This window comes from Streptococcus hyointestinalis (assembly GCF_011039275.1).
GTDB lineage: Bacteria > Bacillota > Bacilli > Lactobacillales > Streptococcaceae > Streptococcus > Streptococcus hyointestinalis_A.
The window spans coordinates 295,219-317,439 of sequence record NZ_JAAKGB010000001.1; the positions used below are offsets into that span (position 1 = coordinate 295,219).

Below are 22,221 nucleotides of genomic sequence, written 5' to 3' on the forward strand. Positions count from 1 at the left end.
CTATGAAAAAAACACGTCAAAAAGACCCGTTGTCTCTGCTATTAGCTGCTCTGGTATATGCGGCTATTATGCTAGTTGGTACCGCTATTTGCTTGATTATTGGCTATATCCTAGTCAAGGGCATTCCACACTTGACCCCAAGCCTGTTTTCTCTGACTTATACCAGTGAGAACGTCTCGCTGCTTCCTGCCCTTATCAACACGCTTTTTATGGTGCTTTTATCGCTCATCCTTGCCATTCCTCTAGGTGTGGGAGCTGCTATTTATCTGGTGGAGTATGCTAGGCGTGGTCACTTCTTTGTGTCTGTCATCCGCACAGCAGCAGAGACCCTATCAGGGATTCCCTCTATCATCTACGGTTTGTTTGGTTCTTTGTTTTTTGTCAAATACATGCAGCTGGGGCTGTCCCTTTTGGCAGGAGCACTGACCCTTAGTATCATGGTGCTGCCGCTCATTATCAGAACGACGGAAGAAGCCCTTTTGTCTGTGCCAGACAGCTACCGTGAGGGCTGTTTTGCCCTAGGCGCTGGAAAATTACGCACGATTTTTAGGATTGTGCTACCAAGTGCCAGCTCCAGTATCTTTTCTGGTGTCATCCTTGCTATCGGAAGAATCGTTGGGGAGTCTGCTGCCTTGATTTTCACGGCAGGGACAGTTGCTGAGGTGGCAAAGAGCGTCTTTAGCTCCTCACGCACCTTGGCAGTGCACATGTACGCCATATCAGGCGAGGGTATCTACCTCAATCAGACCTATGCAACAGCCGTTGTTCTCTTGGTTGTTGTCATTATCATCAATCTCTTGTCAGCTTTTATTTCACGAAAATTAGGAGGAGACGCTCATGAGTAACATCAGTGTCCGTCATTTGGATTTGTATTATGGCGATTTTCACGCCTTAAAGGACATTCAACTAGACATCAAGGAAAGGGAAATCACAGCTTTTATCGGACCGTCAGGCTGCGGCAAATCAACGCTTCTAAAAAGCCTCAACCGCATGAATGACCTCGTTGCCAACTGCCGTATCACAGGCAACGTCCTGCTTGACGATGAGGACATCTACCAAGATTTGGACGTCAATATCTTGCGCAAGAAAGTCGGCATGGTCTTTCAAAAGCCCAATCCCTTCCCCATGAGTATCTATGACAATATCGCCTTTGGTCCTAGAACGCACGGCATTCATTCAAAGGCAAAGCTAGATGAGATTGTCGAGATATCGCTAAAAAATGCGGCTATCTGGGATGAGGTCAAAGACCGTCTAGGCAAGTCCGCTCTTGGCATGTCAGGTGGTCAACAGCAGCGCCTTTGTATCGCAAGAGCGCTGGCTATTGAACCTGATATTCTCCTCATGGATGAGCCAACCAGTGCGCTTGATCCGATTTCAACGGCTAAGATTGAGGATTTGGTTATTGAGCTGAAAAAGAAATACACCATTGCCATTGTCACGCACAATATGCAACAAGCTGTGCGGATTTCAGACCAGACCGCCTTCTTTTTGATGGGTGAGGTGGTCGAAAAAGGAGCGACCAGCCAGATTTTTTCCATGCCAAAGGACGAGCGAACAGAAAAGTACATTACAGGGAGATTTGGATAATGCGTGCAAGATTTGAAAAGCAACTACTGACCCTACATCAAGAGCTTATCGAGATGGGCTCGCTGTGTGAGGAGATTATACTAAAGACTTTTAAGGCTATCGAAAAAGAACAGTTACCAAACACCAAGACAATAGCCACTCTAGCCGAAGAAATCGAGCAAATGGAGCAAGACATCGAAAGCAGGTGCCTAAAGCTCTTACTGCGTCAGCAGCCTGTGGCTAAGGACTTGCGCACGGTCTCGTCTGCTCTCAAGATGGTCTATGATCTTAAACGTATCGGCACACAAGCTTACGAGGTCTCAGAGATTGTGGCGCAGGGGCACATTGTCAAGAGCAAGGAGCTTCATGTCCTCCAGCACATGGTGGATAGTGTGCGTGAAATGGTGACCATGAGTATTGACGCTTTTGTGCATGAGGATGAAGCGCTAGCCCTAAAAGTCATTGCAAAAGATGAGGAAGTTGATGAAAATTTTGATACAATAAAAGTATTATTAGTAGAGCGCTTTGCTAGCAAAAGCCTTGACATCGAACACGCTATTGACCTTCTCATGGTCTCAAAATACATCGAGCGTATCGGCGATCATGCGGTCAATATCGCTAAGTGGGTGCTCTATGCGATCACAGGTCAATTGGACATAGACGGAGGAGAATGATGCTATTTTGTGTTGAGGATGATGACAACATCAGAGAGTTGATGGTTTACACCCTAAAATCAACAGGTTTTGACAGTGTGGGCTTTCCAAGCAGTCAAGCCTTTTGGAGCCGACTGGATGATGAACTGCCTGAGCTTATCATCCTTGACATTATGCTGCCAGATGAGGACGGCATTACCATTTTAGAAAAGCTACGTAAAAACCCTAGAACCCAGGCAATCCCTGTCATCATGGCGACTGCTAAAGGTACAGAGTATGACAAGGTCAAGGGGCTTGACTTGGGGGCTGATGATTATCTGGTCAAGCCGTTTGGGATGATGGAGATGATTTCACGTATCAAGGCAGTCCTTAGACGTAGCCAAGGCACAGAAACCTCTCTTTTACAAATCGGTGATTTGGCGGTCAATACACAGACCTACGCTGTCTATGTCAAAAACAGCAAGGTTCAGCTGACGCTCAAGGAGTTTGACTTGCTTCATCTCCTCATCAAGTACCCGCAAAGGGTTTTTACACGGCAGGAGTTGCTAGATAAGGTCTGGGGAGCGGATTATTTTGGAGAGACCCGCACGGTGGATGTGCATATCGGGACACTACGCACCAAGCTGGGGGATTGTGGCAAATACATCAAAACCCTTAGAGGTGTTGGTTATCACTTGGAGGTACCCAAATGACCAAAAAGATTTTTCGCTCGATTTTGCTTGCGACCATGAGCGTATTTGTGGTGTCGCTGGTGCTGAGTCTGGGCGCTCTTTACCGCTATTTTAGTCAAGTGCAGCTCGACCAGCTCAAAACGGAGGCAACACTAGTAGCGCATGGAGTTACAGAGGAGGGAAAAACCTACTTTGATGACCTCAAGCTAGCAAATGTCCGCATTACTTGGGTGGATAATCGAGGCGATGTCCTCTATGACACCAAGTCAGAAGCCTCGCAGATGGAAAACCACCTGCACCGAGAAGAAATCAAAGAAGCACTAAGCACAGGCTACGGCAAGAGCATGCGTTATTCACAAACCCTGACGCAAAAATACGTTTACTACGCCAAGCGCTTAGACAATGGCACCATTGTCCGTCTGTCTGTCAGTCAAGACAGTATCATCCGTCTTTTGATGGGCATGTTGCCTTACATTGTGGTGATTATCGTGATTACGCTGAGTCTTTCCATCTGGATGGCAAGGTCTATTGCTAAAAAGCTGATTTTTCCCCTAAATCATCTCAATCTCGACCATCCCTTGGACAATGACCTTGCCTACGAAGAGCTGACGCCCTTGCTTAGAAAAATTGACCACAATCAAAAAGAAATCGCTCAAAAAGAAAGTCTGCTGGATCGCAAGATTAGCGAGTTTGATACCATTATCGCAAAGATCAAGGAAGGCATGATTTTGCTGGACAATCAGAGACAGATTGTCAGTATCAATCCAGCCGCAAAAGCTCTCTTTGGACTAGAGGGCGACTGTGTTGGGAAAAATATGCTGGACATCAGCCGAGATAGCAAGCTCAATGCTCTGCTAGATACAGGCTTTCAAAATCACAAGGCAGAGCGCCTGCTGCATTTTCAGGATAAAACCTATCAAACCTTGGTGCGACCTGTCACCTCAGACGGTCAGCTGACAGGAGTGGTGCTTCTCTTGTTTGATGCGAGCGAAGAGTTTAAAAACGAGCAAATGCGTAGAGAGTTCACTGCCAATATCTCGCACGAGCTCAAAACGCCTCTCCAGTCTATCTTGGGCTACTCAGAGATTATGAAAAATAATCTGGCTTCCCCAAGCGATATTCAAACTTTTTCGGAGAAGATTTACGCTGAGTCCCAGCGCACTGTCCAGCTGGTTGAGGACATCATCTATCTCTCCCAGCTAGATGAGTCCGCCTATACAGCCTCAGACAAGGTGGATCTGTATCAAGTGACGGAGAATGTCGTTGACAGCCTTTCTTTCAAGGCAGACCAACAGCAGATTGGGCTTATCTTAACGGGAAGTAGCGCTAGCCTTTACGGAGATGCTTCTCTTTTGCACTCTCTTGTCTACAATCTCTGTGACAATGCCATTAAGTACAATCAAGCAGGCGGTCAAGTCTTTGTCGAGGTCATGCCTGATAGCGACAAGGTCATCCTTCAAGTCCGAGACACAGGTATTGGCATTTCAAAGGAAAACCAAGAGCGTATCTTTGAGCGCTTTTACCGAGTGGACAAGAGCAGATCAAAACAGGTCGGAGGCACTGGCTTAGGGCTCTCTATCGTCAAACACATCGCAAAACTCCATCACGCCAGTATCTTTATTGATAGCCAAGAAGGGCAAGGAACCCGTATCACCCTCTATTTTCCGCTAGATAAAGAGTAAGTGCTACTCTAACTATCCTGTCCTATAAATTTTCCAAAAAAACTGGCAAAGGGCTTGACTTACCTCGTCTATTTTTGATATGATTATAAGCGGTATTGTTTACCCCATTTGTAAGGCCCCGGAACCTTTCAAATAACTCGTGGACCGGAACATCCACATCTGTAAACAAAAACGAATTCGTATAGGAGAAATCATGAACAAAACAACATTCATGGCTAAGCCAGGTCAAGTTGAACGCAAATGGTATGTCGTTGATGCGACTGATGTCCCTCTTGGACGCCTTTCTGCAGTAGTTGCTAGCGTACTTCGCGGAAAGAACAAACCAACTTTCACACCACACACTGATACAGGTGACTTTGTTATCGTCATCAACGCTGAAAAAGTGAAATTGACTGGTAAAAAAGCAACAGACAAAATCTACTACACTCACTCAATGTATCCAGGTGGTTTGAAACAAATCTCAGCTGGTGAATTGCGCTCTAAAAACGCTGTTCGCTTGATCGAAAAGTCTGTAAAAGGCATGCTCCCACACAATACTCTTGGACGTGCACAAGGCATGAAATTGAAAGTATTTGTCGGTAGTGAACATACACATGCTGCACAACAACCAGAAGTCCTTGATATTAAAGGTCTTATCTAAGAGAGAAAGGAGTATATAAATGGCACAAGCTCAATACACAGGTACTGGTCGTCGTAAAAACGCTGTTGCACGCGTTCGTTTGATACCAGGTACAGGTAAAATCACTGTTAACAAAAAAGATGTTGAAGAGTACATCCCACACGCTGACCTTCGCTTGGTCATCAACCAACCATTTGCTGTGACATCTACTCAAGGTAGCTATGATGTCTTTGTAAACGTTGTTGGTGGTGGATACGCTGGTCAATCAGGTGCAATCCGTCACGGTATCGCACGCGCACTTCTTCAAGTAGACCCAGACTTCCGCGATTCACTTAAACGTGCAGGTCTTCTTACTCGTGACGCTCGTATGGTTGAACGTAAAAAACCAGGTCTTAAGAAAGCACGTAAAGCTTCACAATTCTCAAAACGTTAATTCGAAAGAATTACAGTTTTATATGGAACACCCTTTTGGGTGTTCTTTTTTGTGGAGTCAGTGAATGGAGTTGCAAAAGTATTCTAATGGATTTAAAAATCTGATATAATAAAACCAATAAACACAAGAGAGGTAAGAAATGACAAGTCAAGCGCAAAGGCAGGCATTGCATAATAAGATTTGGAAGATAGCAGATGATGTGCGTGGTGCGGTAGATGGTTGGGATTTTAAGCAGTATATTTTAGGGATTTTGTTTTACCGCTTTATTAGCGAGAACTTCACTGATTACATCGAGGGCGGCGATCCTGAGGTCAATTATGCACAGGTGCCAAAGGACATGATCACGCCTGAGGTCATTGAGGATGGTGTTAAGACCAAGGGTTATTTCATCATGCCTGATGAGCTTTTTGTCAATGTCGTCAAAAAAGCTCGCACAAACGATAATCTCAACACTGACCTCAAGACCATTTTTGACAATATCCAGTCTAGTGCTATGGGTTATGCTAGTGAGGATGACATCAGGGGTCTTTTTGATGATGTGGACACGACCAGCAACCGTCTGGGCAATACTGTGCCAGAGCGTAATAAGCGTTTGGCTGATATTTTAGAAGGCATAGCAGAGCTGGATTTTGGTGACTTTGAGGACAGTCAGATTGACCTTTTTGGGGATGCTTATGAGTTCTTGATTTCTAAGTATGCTTCGAATGCCGGAAAATCCGGAGGTGAGTTTTTCACTCCTCAAAGTGTGTCTAAGTTGCTAGCGCAAATCGTCATGGTGGGGCGTAATGAGGACAATAAAATCAACAAAATATACGATCCTGCCTGCGGTTCGGGCTCTCTCTTGCTCCAAGCTAAGAAACAGTTTACAGAGCATATCATCGAAGATGGTTTTTACGGTCAAGAAATAAACATGACCACCTATAATCTAGCTCGTATGAATATGTTTCTTCACAATATCAACTATGACAAGTTTAGTATCGAGCGTGGAGATACGCTCCTTGACCCTAAGCATGGCAATGATAAGCCCTTTGATGCTATCGTCTCAAATCCGCCTTACTCTATCAAGTGGGTAGGCTCTGGCGATCCAACGCTCATCAATGATGACCGTTTTGCCCCTGCCGGGGTTTTGGCGCCTAAGTCCAAGGCTGACTTTGCCTTTATCATGCATAGTCTCAGCTATCTGTCTTCACAAGGGCGAGCTGCTATTGTCACTTTCCCTGGGATTTTTTACCGTGGTGGTGCGGAGCAAAAGATTCGCAAGTACTTGGTTGATGGCAACTTTGTCGAGGCGGTTATCCAGTTGCCAGACAATCTCTTTTACGGCACCAGCATTGCGACGTGTATCCTTGTTTTGGCTAAGAATAAGCCCAATACAGATGTTTTCTTCATTGACGCTAGCAAGTGCTTTAAAAAGGAGACTAATAATAATGTCCTGACTGAAGACAACATTGCGACCATTCTCTCTAGCTTTGAGAATAAGGAGAGTAAGGACTACTTTGCGCAGGCAGTGGCTTATGACAAGATTGTCGAGGAGGACTACAAACTCTCAGTCTCTACCTATGTGGAAAGGGAAGAAACACGTGAGAAGATTGACATTGATGTCTTGAACAAGGAAATCGCAGAGACGGTGGTAAAGATTGACCGCTTGCGTGCTGAGATTGACGAGATTGTCAAGGAGCTTAGCTGATGGTGTTAGATAATAAGCTGGGACTCACCAGCAGTGCTGACTTGGCACGTGAAGAGGAGCGCTTAACAAAGTCAAGAGCCAAAGAGCTGATAGAGACAGGGCAGTTGTTTCGCTTTGAAGTGGGAACCTTTAAGGGCTTAGCGGACATACATCGTGCTTTGTTTGCGGATATTTACGATTTTGCAGGCAAGTTGCGAGATGTCAATATCGCTAAGGATAATTTTCAGTTTGCGCCGAGGATGTTTCTAGCGTCATCGCTAGACTATCTGGATAAGCTGCCGCATACGACCTTTGACGAGATTGTGGATAAGTATGCGGAGATGAATGTTGCGCACCCTTTTCGTGAGGGCAATGGGCGTGCCATGCGTATCTGGCTAGACTGCATGTTGCGAATTCAGCTAGGGCATGTCGTAGACTGGAACAGTGTGGATAAAGAGGCTTATCTCATGGCGATGAAGCGTAGCCCTATCGCAACAGGAGAACTCAAGTATCTTCTCTTAAACCACTTGACAGATGACCTGAGCCAAGCCACCTTCTTTAAAGGTGTCGATGCTTCCTACTATTATGAGGGCTATCAGCTGTATAAGACGGAGGAGTTGTAGGAGGAATGCCTGAACAATATGGTTCTACCAACTGTCAACCACTTAGCTGGCGAAGAAAGGGAAAAAATGACTAAAATAGATGAGATGTTAAAAGAACTCTGTCCAAATGGGGTGGAGTGGAAGGAGTTGGGAGAAGTCTTGGATTATGAACAACCGACCAAGTATATTGTTTCATCAAAAGAATATAGTGATAGATTTAGTATTCCTGTTTTGACAGCCGGTCAAACATTTATTTTAGGATATACAGATGAGGTAGAAGGAATATATAAAGCCTCGCAAGATGAACCAGTTATAATTTTTGATGACTTTACAACAGCTAAAAAATGGGTTGATTTTGATTTTAAAGTTAAGTCTTCTGCTATGAAAATATTGAGAATTAAAGATAATAGAGAAGATGTAATGATAAGATATATTTGGCACTGCTTAGGTACTATACATTATAAACCAGAGCAGCATGGTAGGCAGTGGATTGGAATATACTCTAAAATCAAAATCCCTCTCCCACCTCTAAAAATTCAAGAAGAAATCGTAAAAATACTTGACAAATTCACAGAATATGTTATGGAACTTACGGCGGAACTTACGGCGGAACTTACGTTCCGTAAAAAGCAATATTCTTTTTATAGGGATAAATTACTCTCTTTTGAGGATGAGGTTTATCAAGTCGAGTGGAAGACTTTGGGAGATATTTTACAAAAAGGTCGGGGCACCAAAATTACAGCAAGTCAAATGAAGAGTTTGCATAAAGAAGGTGCGCCAATTCGTATCTTTGCTGGTGGAAAAACTTACGCAGATGTAGATTATGGTGATATACCTGATAAAGATATACACAATGAAAAAGCTATCGTTGTAAAATCAAGGGGAATAATTGATTTTGAATACTATACTAAACCGTTTAGTTTTAAAAATGAATTTTGGTCGTATAGTTCTGAAAATGAAACGGTTAATCTGAAATATGTTTATTATTATTTGAAACATAACAAAGCTCACTTTCAGAACATAGCTGATGATATGCAAATGCCTCAGATTTCTAGTAGAGATACTGAAAACTTCAAACTCCCCGTCCCTCCTCTTGCTATCCAAGAACGTATCGTTTACGTTCTCGACCATTTTGATACGGTTTGTCACGACCTCAATATCGGGCTGCCCAAGGAGATTGAGCTACGTCAAAAACAGTATGCATTTTTTAGAGATAAGCTCTTGACATTCACCGCCGAAGGCGTGTACACTGACAGTACAGTACAGTACAGTACAGTACAGTACAGTAACTGGGTAATTGCGCTCTTACAGTGGGTGTTTGGTACGATACGGGTCGAGTTGGGGGCTGTTTGCAACTTCACACGAGGAATTGGTTTGCAAAAGAAAGATTTTACAGAAACAGGTTATCCTGTTATTCACTATGGTCAAATTTATACGAAGTATGGCTTTTCGACGGATAGCACAGTATCGTTTGCTAATAAAGCTGTTTTTGATAAGCTAAAAAAAGCCAAGCCGTTTGATATTATAATGGCAACAACTTCTGAAAACGTAGAAGATGTAGGTAAAGCTCTTGTCTGGGAGGGTCAGGAGGATGTAGGTATCTCAGGAGATGCCTATGTCATCAGCACTTCACAGAATGCTAGATTTATCAATTACTACTTTAAATCTATTCATTTTCAAATGCAAAAAGAAAGAAAGGTGACAGGGACAAAGGTCATCCGTATCAATGCAAAAGATATGGAGAGATTTCTGATTACTTTACCCTCTCTCTCCGACCAAGCCCATATCGTCTCTATTCTTGACCGCTTTGATACCTTGACCAATAGCCTAACGCAAGGTCTGCCAAGAGAAATTGAGCTTCGAGAGAAGCAGTATGCTTACTTTAGAGATAAGCTATTAACTTTTGTTTAAAAATTGAAGAGGAAGTAAGATGGGAAAAGAATTATCTGATATAGCTAAGGAATTACAAAAATCTAATAAAACAGTACATCTGATTTATGCATTTAATGGTACGGGGAAAACTAGGCTATCTAAGGAGTTTGCAAATCTAGTTTCACAAAATGGGGATGACTCATTAACACGAGAGAAGATTTTGTATTATAATGCCTTTACGGAAGATTTATTTTATTGGGACAATGACTTAGCTGATGATAAGGAATTTTCTCTGAAGATTCAGGCAAACTCCTTTATTAGATGGATTATTGACGAGCAGGGACAAGACCAAAACATTATTTTTAATTTTCAACATTACACAGATGATAAGCTAACACCGAGCTTTGACTTAGATAATCATCAAATAACTTTTTCTTTTCAGAGAGGAAATGATGAAACGCCTGAGCAAGTAAAGTTGTCAAAAGGGGAGGAGAGTAATTTTATTTGGTCAATTTTCTATACTTTACTAGAACTAGTCATTAGCGAATTGAGGATTCCAGAAGTTGGAGATAGAAGTACAAATGATTTTGATAGATTAGAATATGTTTTTATTGATGACCCAGTATCTTCATTGGACGAAAATCATCTTATTGAAGTCGCTTCAAACTTAGCCTATCTCATCAAGGAAAGTAATAGAGAAAAATTAGGTTTAAAATTTATTGTAACAACGCACAATCCTCTTTTTTATAATGTTTTGCATAATGAGTTGTCTAATGCAGATAAACGTAGATTAGAGAAGCTAGAAGATGGAACTTATGAACTACATAAACAATGGAAAGATTCTCCATTTGCTTATCATTTATTTTTAAGGCATGAATTGCAAAGAGCGATTGATGAGAATAATATTCAAAAATATCATTTTAATTTTTTAAGAAATCTTTATGAAAAAACATCAACATTTTTAGGATATAAAGACTGGAAAGAACTTTTTCCCGATGAGGCAAATGAATCCGTTAGAAACAGTTATAAAAAGCGGATTCTTGATATTTCTAGTCATTCAAAGCATTCAAGCGAAGAAATATCTATTTTGAACGAACAACATAAGCAGATGTTGATTTACCTTTTTGAAGATTTTGATAAGAGATATAATTTTTATAGGGAGTGAGACAATGACAGACATTACCCAAACAGCGCCTATCGCTGAATCCGACAACTTTATCATCCTAGACACTTACACCAAAAAGGAGCAGGCAGGAAGCTACCAGTCCGAGGCGGACTTGGAGCGTGAGTTGATTTCTGACCTTGTTAAGCAGGGCTACGATTATCGTAAGGACATCACGACACCAGAAGCTTTGCTAGCTAACCTCAAGGCTCAGCTAGAGAGTCTCAATGCTGTGACCTTTTCAGACAGCGAGTGGCGTCGTTTTTTGTCCGAATATCTCAACAAACCCAGCGATACCCTCATCGACTGCACCCGCAGGCTCCATGACGACTATATCTATGACTTTATCTTTGATGATGGGCATATTGAAAATATCTACTTGCTAGATAAGAAAAATATCAACCGCAACAGCCTGCAGGTCATCAACCAAATGCAGCAAACAGGTAGCAGTTCTAACCGCTATGACGTGACCATTTTGGTCAATGGTCTGCCCTTGGTGCAGATTGAGCTGAAAAAGCGAGGCGTAGCCATTCGTGAAGCCTTTAACCAGATTCACCGCTACAGCAAGGAAAGTTTCAACGAGGACTTGTCTCTCTTTAAGTACCTGCAAATCTTTGTCATCTCAAACGGCACAGATAGTCGCTATTTTGCCAATACCACCAAGCGTGAGAAGAACTCCTTTGACTTTACCATGAACTGGGCACTGAAAAATAACGACCCTATCAAGGACTTGAAGGACTTTACAGCGACTTTCTTGAGCAAGATGACCCTGCTCAATGTCCTCATCAACTATTCGGTCTTTGATACTAGTAATACCCTACTCATCATGCGCCCTTATCAGATTGCAGCGACGGAGCGGATTATCTGGAAGATTAAGTCAGCTATTGCCAGCAAGCAAAAAAGTGGACCAGATACTGGTGGTTACATCTGGCACACCACAGGGTCGGGTAAGACCCTGACTTCCTTTAAGGCAGCGAGACTAGCTACCGAGATGGACGAGGTGGACAAGGTTTTCTTTGTCGTGGATAGAAAAGACCTAGACTATCAGACCATGAAAGAATACCAGCGTTTTTCTCCTGACTCCGTCAATGGCTCTGAAAATACCGCAGGGCTCAAGCGCAACATCGAAAAAGACGACCAAAAGATTATCGTTACCACCATCCAAAAGCTCAATAACTTTATGAAAAAGGAAAAGGCGCACCCTATCTACAATCAGCAGGTGGTCTTTATCTTTGACGAGTGCCACCGCTCACAGTTTGGTGAGGCTCAGAAAAATCTGCGCCAAAAGTTCAAGCGCTACAGCCAGTTTGGCTTTACAGGGACACCTATCAAGGTGGAGAATGCTCTGGGTTCTGAAACGACAGCCAGTGTCTTTGGTAAAGAACTGCATGCCTATGTCATCACCGACGCCATCCGAGATGAGAAGGTGCTCAAGTTCATGGTGGACTATAATGACGTGCGCCCTAACTTCTCCCAGCTTGAGCGTGAGCAAGATGTGGATAAGCTGAGTGCTTACGAGACTAAAAAAGCACTGCTTCACGAGGAACGCATTCGTGAGATTTCCCGCTATATCCTGGATAATTTTGACCACAAGACCCACCGCACAGCAGGTAAAGACAAGGGCTTTAATGCCATGTTTGCAGTCTCTAGTGTCGAGGCAGCAAAACTCTACTATACTGAGCTCAACCACCAGCAAGAAGGACGAGACAAACCGCTCAAGATTGCGACTATCTTTTCCTATGCGGCAAATGAAGAACAGTCGGCAAAAGGAGATATTGTGGATGAGACTTTTTCGCCAGAAACTATGGCTGACCAGTCCAGCAAGGAGTTTTTGAGTCGCTGCATCGCAAACTATAACAGCCAGTTTGGCACCAACTTCACCATCAATGGCAATGATTTTCAAAATTATTACCGAGATTTGGCAAAGCGGGTCAAGAGTGGTGAGGTTGACCTTTTGATTGTGGTGGGCATGTTTCTAACAGGTTTTGACGCACCGACCTTGAACACGCTCTTTGTGGATAAGAATCTGCGTTATCATGGTCTTATTCAAGCATTTTCTCGTACCAATCGGATTTATGATGCGACTAAGTCTTTTGGCAATATCGTGACTTTCCGTGATTTGGAGCAGGCGACTATTGACGCTATTAAGCTTTTTGGAAAGACTGAGACAGCTCAAGTGCTCTTAGAACGCAAGTACAGCGACTACATGGAGGGCTTTGTCGAAGGTGGCGAGACCAGAAAAGGTTATCTGGATGTGGTCGCAGAGTTGCAGGAGAAATTTCCAGACCCGACGCAGATTAACAAAGAGTCGGATAAGAAAGCTTTTGTCAAGCTCTTTGGGCAGTTTCTAAAGTTGGACAATATCTTGCAAAACTACGATGACTTTACTCGCTTGCAGGCTTTACAAAGTATTGACTTTGAGGACGAGACGGTAGTAGCTGATTTTCAAGCTCAGTATCAAGTGAGTGATGAGCAGTTAGAAGAGCTAGCAGGGCTAGATATCCCAACGGATCGTGAAGTCCAAGACTATCGCTCTGCTTACGACGACATCAGAGAGTGGCGCAGACGTGAAGAGCGGGAAAATAGAGAAGATAAGGAAAGTCAGATTGACTGGAATGACGTGACCTTTGAGGTGGAGTTGCTCAAGTCACAGGAGATTAACTTGGACTATATTCTGGAGTTGATTTTTGAGCAACACCAAAAAGGATCCGATAAAGAGGCTTTGATTGCGGATATTACACGTACCATTCGCTCAAGCCTTGGCAATCGTGCCAAAGAAGGTTTGATTGTGGACTTTATCAATCAGACCGACCTTGACACGATTAAGGACAAGGCGGACATCATGGAGCGTTTCTACACTTATGCGCAAGAAGTTCAAAAAGATGAGGCGGAAAATCTCATTGCTGAGGAAAATCTTAATGAAGACCATGCTAAACGCTACATCATGACCTCTCTTAGGCATGAGTACGCCAGCGAAAATGGTACCGACCTGAACGCTATCCTGCCAAAGATGAGCCCGCTCAACCCTAAATACCGCACCAAAAAACAAACGGTTTTTGAAAAAATCAGCCGTTTCGTTGAAAAGTTTAAAGGCATTGGTGGTAAGGTCTAAAAGGAGAAGCTGGGGTAAGTTTAATTTCTATTATTTTTATAGACTAAAATACAAGACGCAGTGGTTGAGTGGGCTCTAATGCGTTGATAAATCAACTGTTATAGCCCTACTCAACTGGTGCGGAGGTGGGACGACAAAATCGCATTTCTGAGAAATGACCGATTTTTGTCCCACTCTCTTTTTTCCTTTGTGTCATTGTTTTGGCACTAGCTTTTTGCTATAATGAAGAAAAATGATTAAGGAGGGGTTATGTCTAAACAAGGAGTTGGTGTGCTGTTGACGCTGATTGCAGGTGTTGCTTGGGGGATTTCGGGCATTAGTGGGCAGTATCTGATGTCTCATGGTCTTAATATCAATGCTTTATCGTCTATTCGGCTATTGATTTCGGGGATTTGTTTATTAGGAGTGGTTGCGATAAGTGATTTTACTAAGGTAAGAGCAGCGCTTAGGGACAAGGAGTTTCTAGTGACAGTGCTTATCTTTTCCTGCTTTGGTTTGGTAGCTAATCAATACGCTTATCTAAAAGCCATTTCTTACACCAATGCTGGGACAGCTACGGTCTTACAGTACATGGCGCCAGTTATTATCATCGTTTTAGCCAGTATCAAAAAACGGCAGTTGCCGAGATGGGTTGAGGTCATCTCTATTTTTTTGGCTGTGTTTGGGACTTTTATCATGGCAACGCACGGTCAGCTAGGTAGCCTTGCGCTGACGCCAGCAGGGCTTTTCTGGGGGATTTTATCCGCCTTTACCTACGTGGCTTATATCTTGATTCCGGTCAATGCCATTCGCAAATGGGGGAGTCTCTTGGTGCTTGGGGTGAGCATGCTCTTTGGTGGTGTGCTCTTTAGTCTTTTGACGCAGGCGTGGACTTATCACTATCCAGTAGACGTCCGCTCTTTATTAGCATACATTGGTATTATTGGTATTGGGACGCTCTTTGCCTACACGGCTTTTTTAAAGGGAACAACTATTATCGGAGCGGTCAAAGGCAGCCTTTTAGCGTCGGTTGAGCCGATTTCGTCTGTACTTCTGACCGTGCTGATTTTTGGAGAGCATTTTTACGCTAGTGACCTGTTTGGTATGGTGCTTATCATCTTAGCAGTCATGCTGATTTCCATTCAAGATTTGCTCTTAGAAAAGCTTAGAAAGAAAGGAGCTACGCTGTAATGTCCGAAGAAACTTTATCTGCAAAAGTCATCAGAGCAGTGATTGCTGTTGGCTTACTGTCATTTTGTGGTGTTGTCGTTGAGACCGCTATGAATATTACCTTTCCCATTTTGATGAGAACGTTTCATATCAACACTTCCACCGTGCAGTGGATGACCACCATTTATCTTTTGGTTGTGGCTCTGGTAGTGCCTTTATCAGCCTATCTCAAGCGCTCTTTTAAGACCAAGACACTCTTTTGCGCAGCTAATATTCTCTTTATCATCGGGCTGTTGGTGGATATTGTCGCACCAAGCTTTGGGTTGCTGCTTTTTGGGCGTGTCATTCAAGGGATAGGTGTCGGGATTGCGCTGCCTTTGATGTTTAATATCATCCTAGATCAGGTGCCTATGAGTAAGATTGGAACCATGATGGGGGTCGGAACTTTGATTACTGCGGTTGCGCCTGCGGTCGGTCCTACCTTTGGTGGCTTTGTGGCTTCTAGCCTTGGCTGGCGCTACATTTTTATCTTGCTGCTTCCTATACTCATCATCTCCTTTATCTTAGGCGTGACAGCGATTGAGCAAAAGACAAAGGTTGCCTTTGAAATGCTTGATATCATCAGCTTTTTAGCTATCTTAGCACTTTTTATCGGCTTGATTTTAGCGCTTAATAATCTAGCGGAGTACGCTGTTTACCAGCCTGAGGTCTGGGCTTGGTTCTTGCTGGGTGTTTGTGGGCTTGTCCTTCTCATCAAGCGCAGCCAAAAGCTCACGCAGCCCATCATCGCTCTTGATGTCTTGAAAAATCCGATTTTTGCAGGGCATGTGCTTGCCTTTTTCCTCTTTCAGACGGTTAATCTTGGTATGTCCTTCTTGATTCCAAACTACATCCAGCTGGTCAATCACTCAAGTGCGACTATCGCAGGGCTTTTAGTCTTTCCAGCAGCCTTTCTGGGAGCGTCTTGCTCGCCATTTAGTGGTTATTTGCTAGATAGGCTGGGCGCTAAAAAACCGATTTTGTTTGGGACGAGCTTGATTGTGATTGCTCTTGCGCTCTTTTCTGTCCTTGGGCGTCACTTGCCAAATGGCTATTTGACCGCTATTTACATCATCTTTATGTGCGGGATGGGGATTGCTTTTGGCAATATCATGACCAGCGGGCAAAAGGGTGTCCCTGAGAAAAATCGCTCAGACGCCAATGCTATCTTTAACACCCTGCAGCAGTTTGCAGGAGCAGTTGGAACAACGCTAGCGTCACTCATCGTTGCTATTAGCCAGTCTGCGTCTAATATCAGTCAGAGCCAAGCCACCGCAAAAGGCAGCCAGATGGCATTTATATGCTTACTAGTGCTTGCTGTTATCGAATGGCTTGTCCTTTACAAAGTGGTGGATAACACACCCAAATCATCTCAGTAAAATGTTTTGCCTTTGGCAAGGCATTTTCAATTCGCCTTATAAGCTAAAATATGGTAAAATAAAAGCTAAACTAACCTTTTGGAGTAACATGTGAGTATAGACGATTATAGGCCGACCTTTATGGTTGAGGCAGTATATGATTTAAAAGCAGAAGACCTGCTTAAGCACGGCATTCATGCCGTTTTAGTAGATTTAGACAACACCTTGATTGCTTGGGACAATCCAGACGGCACTGCTGAAGTGCGTGCTTGGATTGATGAGATGACAACAGCAGATATTGCCATTGTCGTGGTTTCAAATAACAAGCATTCACGTGTCGAGCGTGCGGTGTCTTTATTTGGTGTGGACTTTGTCAGTCGTGCCATGAAGCCTTTCACACGGGGTATCAAGATTGCCATGGAGCGCTATGGTTTCTCGCCAGATGAGGTCATCATGGTAGGCGATCAGCTCATGACCGATATCCGTGCTAGCCACAGGGCTGGCATTCGCTCGGTTTTGGTCAAGCCATTAGTGACATCAGACGCTTGGAATACCAAGTTCAATCGCTTTCGTGAGCGCCGCATTTGGCGTAAACTTGAGAAAAAATACGGAAAACTAACCTATCAAAAAGGAATTTAATGAACGAAACATTATCTTGCATCGGTTGCGGTGCACCCATTCAAACAGAAGACCCAAAGGCGCTTGGCTACACCCCAAAGGCTGCTCTTGAAAAGGGCTTAGAGACGGGACAACTCTATTGTCAGCGCTGCTTTAGACTGCGTCATTACAATGACATCACGGATGTGCAGATGAGTGATGATGACTTTTTAAAATTGCTTCACGAAGTTGGCGACAGCAATGCGCTTGTAGTCAACGTGATTGACATTTTTGATGTCAATGGCTCGCTCATCCCAGGGCTTGCCCGCTTTGTTTCTGGCAATGATATCCTCCTTGTCGGCAATAAAAAAGACATCCTACCAAAGTCTGTCAAGGACAGTAAAATCAAAAATTGGCTCCTAGAGCGTGCGCATGAAGAGGGCTTACGTCCACTTGATGTGGTGCTGACCTCTGCGCAAAACCACCAAGCCATCAAAGACTTGATAGCGACCATTGAGCGCCTGAGAAAGGGACGTGATGTCTACATCGTTGGGGTGACCAATGTCGGCAAGTCAACGCTTATCAACGCTATTATCCGTGAGATTACAGGGGACAAGGACACTATCACCACGTCACGTTTTCCAGGCACGACGCTTGATAAGATTGAGATTCCGCTGGATGACGGAAGCTTCCTCTTTGACACACCGGGGATTATCCACCGCCACCAGATGGCTCATTACCTTTCAGCCAAGGATTTGAAATACGTCAGCCCTAAGAAAGAAATCAAGCCCAAGACCTACCAGCTCAATCCAGAGCAGACGCTCTTTTTAGGCGGTCTTGCTCGTTTTGACTTTGTAGAAGGGCAAAAGCAGGGCTTCACTGTCTATATGGACAATAACCTAAACATCCACAGGACAAAATTAGCTGGCGCAGATGCTTTTTATGACAAGCACGTCGGGCAACTCTTGCAACCACCAAGTGCTAAGACGCTTGAGAACTTCCCAGAACTTGTCCGCCATGAATTTACCATTAAGGACAAGACGGACGTGGTCTACTCTGGTCTTGGCTGGGTGCGTGTCAATGCCAGTCAAGATAAGCCAGTTGTGCTAGCCGCTTGGGCACCAAAGGGTGTCGCTGTTGTGCTGAGAAAAGCGATTATTTAAAGACGAGGAAAACATATGGCATTAACATCAAAACAACGTGCTTATTTAAAGTCAGAAGCACATAGCATGAAGCCAATTGTACAGATTGGCAAAAATGGTCTCAACGACCAGATTAAGACAAGTGTTAGAAATGCACTTGACGCTCGTGAGTTGATTAAGGTACAGCTCTTGCAAAATACAGATGAGGACATCCACGACGTAGCTGACATCTTAGAAGAGGAGATTGGCTGCGATACCGTGCTTAAAATTGGGCGCATTCTCATTCTCTACAAGCAGTCAGCCCGCAAGGAAAACCGCAAACTATCGGTCAAAGTCAAGGCGCTATAAGCGCTTCTTTTAGGAGGAATTTATGGCATTAGAATTATTAACACCTTTTACCAAGGTGGAGTTAGAGGAAGAAAAAGTCACAAGCAACCGTAAGCAAATTGGGCTTTTGGGTGGGAATTTCAATCCTGTCCATAATGCGCATTTGACCATTGCTGACCAAGTGCGCCAGCAGCTAGGGCTTGATGAGGTTCTTCTGATGCCTGAATACCAACCTCCGCATGTGGATAAAAAGACAACCATTAGCGAAAAACATCGCTTGAAGATGCTTGAGCTGGCTGTGCGTGACATTGATGGACTTGGTATTGAGACCATTGAGCTTGAGAGAAAGGGCATTAGCTACACCTATGACACCATGAAGCTTTTGACCGAGAAAAATCCAGATGTGGATTATTACTTTATCATCGGAGCGGACATGGTAGCTTATCTGCCCAAGTGGCACCGCATTTCAGAGCTTATCCAGATGGTGCAGTTTGTCGGCGTGCAACGCCCTAAGTACAAGGCGGGGACGTCTTACCCCGTCATCTGGGTGGATGTGCCACTACTCGACATCTCATCCAGTCTGATTCGACGCCAGCTTGAAGAAGGCAAAAAACCAAACTTTCTCCTACCTCAAGCTGTGCTAGACTATATCGAGAAAGAAGGTCTATACCGATGAGCTATGAAGCGTATCTTGCTATTAGTCGAGAGGGTTTGCTAGAAAAAATGGCAGAGCAGATGTCAACAAAACGCTTGGAGCACTCTTTGGGCGTTGAAGCGGCAGCTATTCAGCTAGCTAAGCGCTACGGTGCAGACGAGATAAAGGCTGGTCTGGCTGGGCTTCTACATGACTATGCCAAGGAAGTGTCTGATGAGGACTTTTTGGCTTTGATTGACAAATATCAGCTAGATAGTGACCTCAAAAACTGGGGCAATAACATCTGGCATGGCGTGGTCGGTATCTACAAAATCAAAGAGGATTTGGGGCTTAGTGACGCTGAAATTTTACACAGCATTGAGACCCATACGGTGGGCTCAAAAGAGATGAGCTTGCTGGATAAAATCATCTACGTTGCCGACTATATCGAGGATGGCAGAGACTTTCCTGGAGTCGGTGAGGCAAGAGAGATTGCCGCAACTTCGCTTGATAGGGCAGTCGCTTACGAGACAGCAAGAACCGTTGCCTTTCTCGCTCAAAAAGCACAGCCTATCTACCCACAGACTATTGAGACTTATAATGCTTACATAAGCTATTTAAAATAGACACATTCTACTTTTATTAAAAACGAAATCACAGAAAGGAACCTATGAAAGAACAAGAATTGTTAACAGTAGTCCTGAAGGCTGCTGATGAGAAGCGTGCTGAGGACATGCTTGTTTTAGATGTGACAAAGCTAACCAGTATCACGGATTATTTTGTCATTGCTTCTGCTATGAACAGCCGTCAGTTAGAGGCGATAGCCGACAATATCCGTGAGAAGGTCAAGGAAGCTGGAGGCGATAGTAGCCACCATGAGGGCGATAGCAAGACAGGCTGGGTCTTGCTTGACCTTGGCCGTGTTGTTGTGCATATCTTCTCTCAAGATGAGCGTGAACACTACAACCTTGAAAAGCTCTGGCATGAGGCAGAGAGTCTTGATGTCACAGCACTTTTAGAAGATTAACCAAGCTAGACTGTGGCGGATGTTGCAGTCTCTTTTGTTAGAAATGAGGATAAAATGGCAAGTTATGAAACCTTTGCGGCAGTCTATGACGAGATTATGGATGATAGTCTTTATGACGATTGGACAGCCTTTAGCTTACGGCATTTTCCAGAAAAGACGCACTCTATCCTAGAGATGGCTTGCGGTACGGGTATCCAAGCGGTGCGCTTTGCTAAGGCTGGCTTTGAGGTGACAGGTCTTGATTTGAGCTATGAGATGTTGGAGGTGGCTAGGAAGCGTGCTGAGCGTGAGCAGGCGCAGCTGGATTTGGTGCAGGCAGACATGCTGGATATGGCAGGTGTTGGCACTTTTGATGTGGTGACCTGCTACTCAGACAGTCTCTGCTACATGCCTGATGAAAAAGCTGTTGCTCAGGTCTTTTCACAGGCGGCAAGTGTCCTAAAAACAGGTGGTCGATTTTTGTTTGACGTGCATTCTGTTCATCAGATGGACGATATATTCCCAGGCTATGCTTATCATGAAAATTACGAGGACTTTGCCTTTGTCTGGGACACTTATGAGGGAGAAGAGCCGCACTCGATTGCTCACGAGCTGACTTTCTTTGTCAAGGAAGAGGATGGTCGCTTCACTAGACGTGATGAGCTGCACGAGGAGCGCACCTATCCGATAGCGACTTTTGAAAAATTACTAAAAGAAGCTGGCTTTAGCAAGGTCCAAGTCTATGCTGACTTTAGTGACCAAGCACCGACAGACGAGAGCTTACGCTGGTTTTTCGTAGCGGAGAAGTGAGATGACCACAACAGGAATCATCGCAGAGTTTAATCCGCTGCACAATGGACACAAATATCTGCTGGAGCAGGCACAGGGGCTTACGATTGTCGCTATGAGTGGCAATTTTGTCCAGCGTGGTGAGCCAGCTCTTGTGGACAAGTGGACACGCACACAGATGGCGCTTGAGTGTGGGGCTGATTTGGTGGTGGAGCTGCCTTTTATGGTAGCGGTGCAGGCGGCAGATTACTTTGCGCAGGGAGCGGTTGATATTCTCTCTAAACTGGGTGTGGATAACTTGACTTTTGGCACGGAGGAAATGCTGGATTACAATGCTATTGGTGATCGCTACATAGCGCACAAAGAGGAGATGGCTGCTTACCTTGAGAGTCTGCCCGAGGCGCTCTCCTATCCGCAAAAGACCCAAGCCATGTGGGAGAAGTTCACAGGAAGTCCCTTTTCTGGAGCGACGCCCAATCATATCCTAGCGCTGAGCTATGCTAAGGTAGCAAGACCTCATGGTATTTCACTCAACCCTATCAAGCGTCTAGGGGCTGGCTATCATTCGCAGGAAAAAAGAGAGCAGTTCGCTTCAGCGACCAGTATCCGTAAGCACAGAGGAGACGACGCTTTTGTCGATAGTGTCATGCCAAATGCTGCGCTTCTACGCAGTCAGCCTCAGGTCAGCTGGGCGGATTATTTTACCTTTTTGCGTTACCAGATTATCACACATCAGGATTTGACCGAGGTTTATCAGGTCAATCACGAGCTTGCGCACCGCATTCAGTCCGCTATCAAGACGGCAACTAGTGTGGAAGACTTGGTGGATACGGTCAGCACTAAACGCTACACCAAGGCACGCATTAGACGTATCCTCACCTACATCCTAGTCAATGCTAGAGAAGCTCCCTTGCCAGAAGCCGTGCATGTGCTGGGCTTTTCTAAAGCTGGGCAAAAACATCTCGCCAGCCTAAAAGGGCAGGTGGACTTTGTGACACGGATTGGTAAACTCCCTTGGGACGCTATGACCCAGCAGGCAGACACCGTCTATCAGCTAGGCAATAGCCAAGTCCTTGAGCAAAACTGGGGGCGGATTCCAAAAATGTTGCGCTAAAAGCTTGACTCTCCCCTTAGGGAATCCT

22 protein-coding genes are annotated in these 22,221 nt (G+C 44.4%); all 22 read left to right on the plus strand.

From position 1 onward, the window contains the following. Nucleotides 1–2: 2 nt before the first annotated feature. The 22 genes from pstA (at nucleotide 3) to G5B60_RS01700 (ending at nucleotide 22,193) form a co-directional block, all read left to right on the plus strand. Nucleotides 3–845: a phosphate ABC transporter permease PstA gene (pstA, locus tag G5B60_RS01595; RefSeq protein ID WP_164682275.1), complete on the plus strand. Its 843-nt coding sequence runs from the start codon at nucleotides 3–5 to the stop codon at nucleotides 843–845. After that, nucleotides 838–1,587, plus strand: a complete 750-nt coding sequence (gene pstB, locus G5B60_RS01600; RefSeq protein ID WP_164682276.1) for a phosphate ABC transporter ATP-binding protein PstB — start codon at nucleotides 838–840, stop codon at nucleotides 1,585–1,587. Before pstA ends, pstB begins: the two co-directional genes overlap by 8 nt. Then, nucleotides 1,584–2,240, plus strand: a complete 657-nt coding sequence (gene phoU, locus G5B60_RS01605; protein ID WP_164684081.1) for a phosphate signaling complex protein PhoU — start codon at nucleotides 1,584–1,586, stop codon at nucleotides 2,238–2,240. Before pstB ends, phoU begins: the two co-directional genes overlap by 4 nt. Next, the gene (locus G5B60_RS01610; protein ID WP_164684083.1) at nucleotides 2,240–2,911 is read left to right on the plus strand and encodes a response regulator transcription factor; all 672 of its coding nucleotides are present in this window, start codon (nucleotides 2,240–2,242) and stop codon (nucleotides 2,909–2,911) included. Before phoU ends, G5B60_RS01610 begins: the two co-directional genes overlap by 1 nt. Then, a complete protein-coding gene (locus tag G5B60_RS01615) occupies nucleotides 2,908–4,572 on the plus strand; it encodes an ATP-binding protein (RefSeq protein ID WP_164682277.1) in 1,665 nt (554 codons plus the stop codon). Before G5B60_RS01610 ends, G5B60_RS01615 begins: the two co-directional genes overlap by 4 nt. A 193-nt stretch (nucleotides 4,573–4,765) precedes the next feature. After that, nucleotides 4,766–5,212: a 50S ribosomal protein L13 gene (gene rplM / locus G5B60_RS01620; RefSeq protein ID WP_003063191.1), complete on the plus strand. Its 447-nt coding sequence runs from the start codon at nucleotides 4,766–4,768 to the stop codon at nucleotides 5,210–5,212. Between the two features lie 19 nt (nucleotides 5,213–5,231). After that, on the plus strand, nucleotides 5,232–5,624 hold the full coding sequence (gene rpsI, locus G5B60_RS01625) for a 30S ribosomal protein S9 (RefSeq protein ID WP_164682278.1): 393 nt from the start codon (nucleotides 5,232–5,234) through the stop codon (nucleotides 5,622–5,624). A gap of 139 nt (nucleotides 5,625–5,763) precedes the next feature. Beyond that, complete coding sequence (locus G5B60_RS01630) at nucleotides 5,764–7,311, plus strand: type I restriction-modification system subunit M (protein ID WP_164682279.1); 1,548 nt, start codon at nucleotides 5,764–5,766, stop codon at nucleotides 7,309–7,311. After that, nucleotides 7,311–7,913 (plus strand): protein adenylyltransferase Fic, encoded by a 603-nt coding sequence (fic, locus tag G5B60_RS01635; protein ID WP_164682280.1) that lies wholly within the window; start codon nucleotides 7,311–7,313, stop codon nucleotides 7,911–7,913. The genes G5B60_RS01630 and fic overlap by 1 nt, the downstream gene beginning before the upstream one ends. Nucleotides 7,914–7,931: 18 nt before the next feature. Further along, nucleotides 7,932–9,803 carry a restriction endonuclease subunit S gene (locus G5B60_RS01640; protein ID WP_241154465.1) on the plus strand — a complete coding sequence of 624 codons (1,872 nt, stop codon included), beginning with the start codon at nucleotides 7,932–7,934 and terminating at the stop codon, nucleotides 9,801–9,803. 19 nt (nucleotides 9,804–9,822) lie between these two features. After that, nucleotides 9,823–10,929, plus strand: coding sequence for an AAA family ATPase (locus G5B60_RS01645; protein WP_164682281.1), 1,107 nt, complete (start codon nucleotides 9,823–9,825; stop codon nucleotides 10,927–10,929). A 4-nt stretch (nucleotides 10,930–10,933) separates the two neighbouring features. Next, nucleotides 10,934–14,038 (plus strand): type I restriction endonuclease subunit R, encoded by a 3,105-nt coding sequence (locus G5B60_RS01650; protein ID WP_164682282.1) that lies wholly within the window; start codon nucleotides 10,934–10,936, stop codon nucleotides 14,036–14,038. Nucleotides 14,039–14,287: 249 nt separating this feature from the next. Then, a complete protein-coding gene (locus G5B60_RS01655; protein WP_164682283.1) occupies nucleotides 14,288–15,208 on the plus strand; it encodes a DMT family transporter in 921 nt (306 codons plus the stop codon). Then, nucleotides 15,208–16,605, plus strand: coding sequence for an MFS transporter (locus tag G5B60_RS01660; protein ID WP_164682284.1), 1,398 nt, complete (start codon nucleotides 15,208–15,210; stop codon nucleotides 16,603–16,605). Before G5B60_RS01655 ends, G5B60_RS01660 begins: the two co-directional genes overlap by 1 nt. 90 nt (nucleotides 16,606–16,695) lie before the next feature. After that, nucleotides 16,696–17,223, plus strand: a complete 528-nt coding sequence (locus tag G5B60_RS01665; protein ID WP_277423780.1) for a YqeG family HAD IIIA-type phosphatase — start codon at nucleotides 16,696–16,698, stop codon at nucleotides 17,221–17,223. Then, on the plus strand, nucleotides 17,223–18,344 hold the full coding sequence (yqeH, locus tag G5B60_RS01670) for a ribosome biogenesis GTPase YqeH (RefSeq protein ID WP_164682285.1): 1,122 nt from the start codon (nucleotides 17,223–17,225) through the stop codon (nucleotides 18,342–18,344). The genes G5B60_RS01665 and yqeH overlap by 1 nt, the downstream gene beginning before the upstream one ends. Nucleotides 18,345–18,359: 15 nt before the next feature. Continuing rightward, nucleotides 18,360–18,671: a ribosome assembly RNA-binding protein YhbY gene (yhbY, locus tag G5B60_RS01675; RefSeq protein WP_164682286.1), complete on the plus strand. Its 312-nt coding sequence runs from the start codon at nucleotides 18,360–18,362 to the stop codon at nucleotides 18,669–18,671. A 22-nt stretch (nucleotides 18,672–18,693) separates the two neighbouring features. Continuing rightward, nucleotides 18,694–19,326 (plus strand): nicotinate-nucleotide adenylyltransferase, encoded by a 633-nt coding sequence (locus G5B60_RS01680; RefSeq protein ID WP_164682287.1) that lies wholly within the window; start codon nucleotides 18,694–18,696, stop codon nucleotides 19,324–19,326. Then, nucleotides 19,323–19,910, plus strand: coding sequence for a bis(5'-nucleosyl)-tetraphosphatase (symmetrical) YqeK (gene yqeK / locus G5B60_RS01685; protein ID WP_164682288.1), 588 nt, complete (start codon nucleotides 19,323–19,325; stop codon nucleotides 19,908–19,910). Before G5B60_RS01680 ends, yqeK begins: the two co-directional genes overlap by 4 nt. Nucleotides 19,911–19,954: 44 nt before the next feature. Continuing rightward, on the plus strand, nucleotides 19,955–20,311 hold the full coding sequence (gene rsfS, locus G5B60_RS01690) for a ribosome silencing factor (RefSeq protein ID WP_164682289.1): 357 nt from the start codon (nucleotides 19,955–19,957) through the stop codon (nucleotides 20,309–20,311). A gap of 54 nt (nucleotides 20,312–20,365) precedes the next feature. Next, nucleotides 20,366–21,100, plus strand: a complete 735-nt coding sequence (locus G5B60_RS01695; protein ID WP_164682290.1) for a class I SAM-dependent DNA methyltransferase — start codon at nucleotides 20,366–20,368, stop codon at nucleotides 21,098–21,100. 1 nt (nucleotide 21,101) lies between these two features. After that, complete coding sequence (locus G5B60_RS01700) at nucleotides 21,102–22,193, plus strand: nucleotidyltransferase (RefSeq protein WP_164682291.1); 1,092 nt, start codon at nucleotides 21,102–21,104, stop codon at nucleotides 22,191–22,193. Nucleotides 22,194–22,221: the final 28 nt, after the last annotated feature.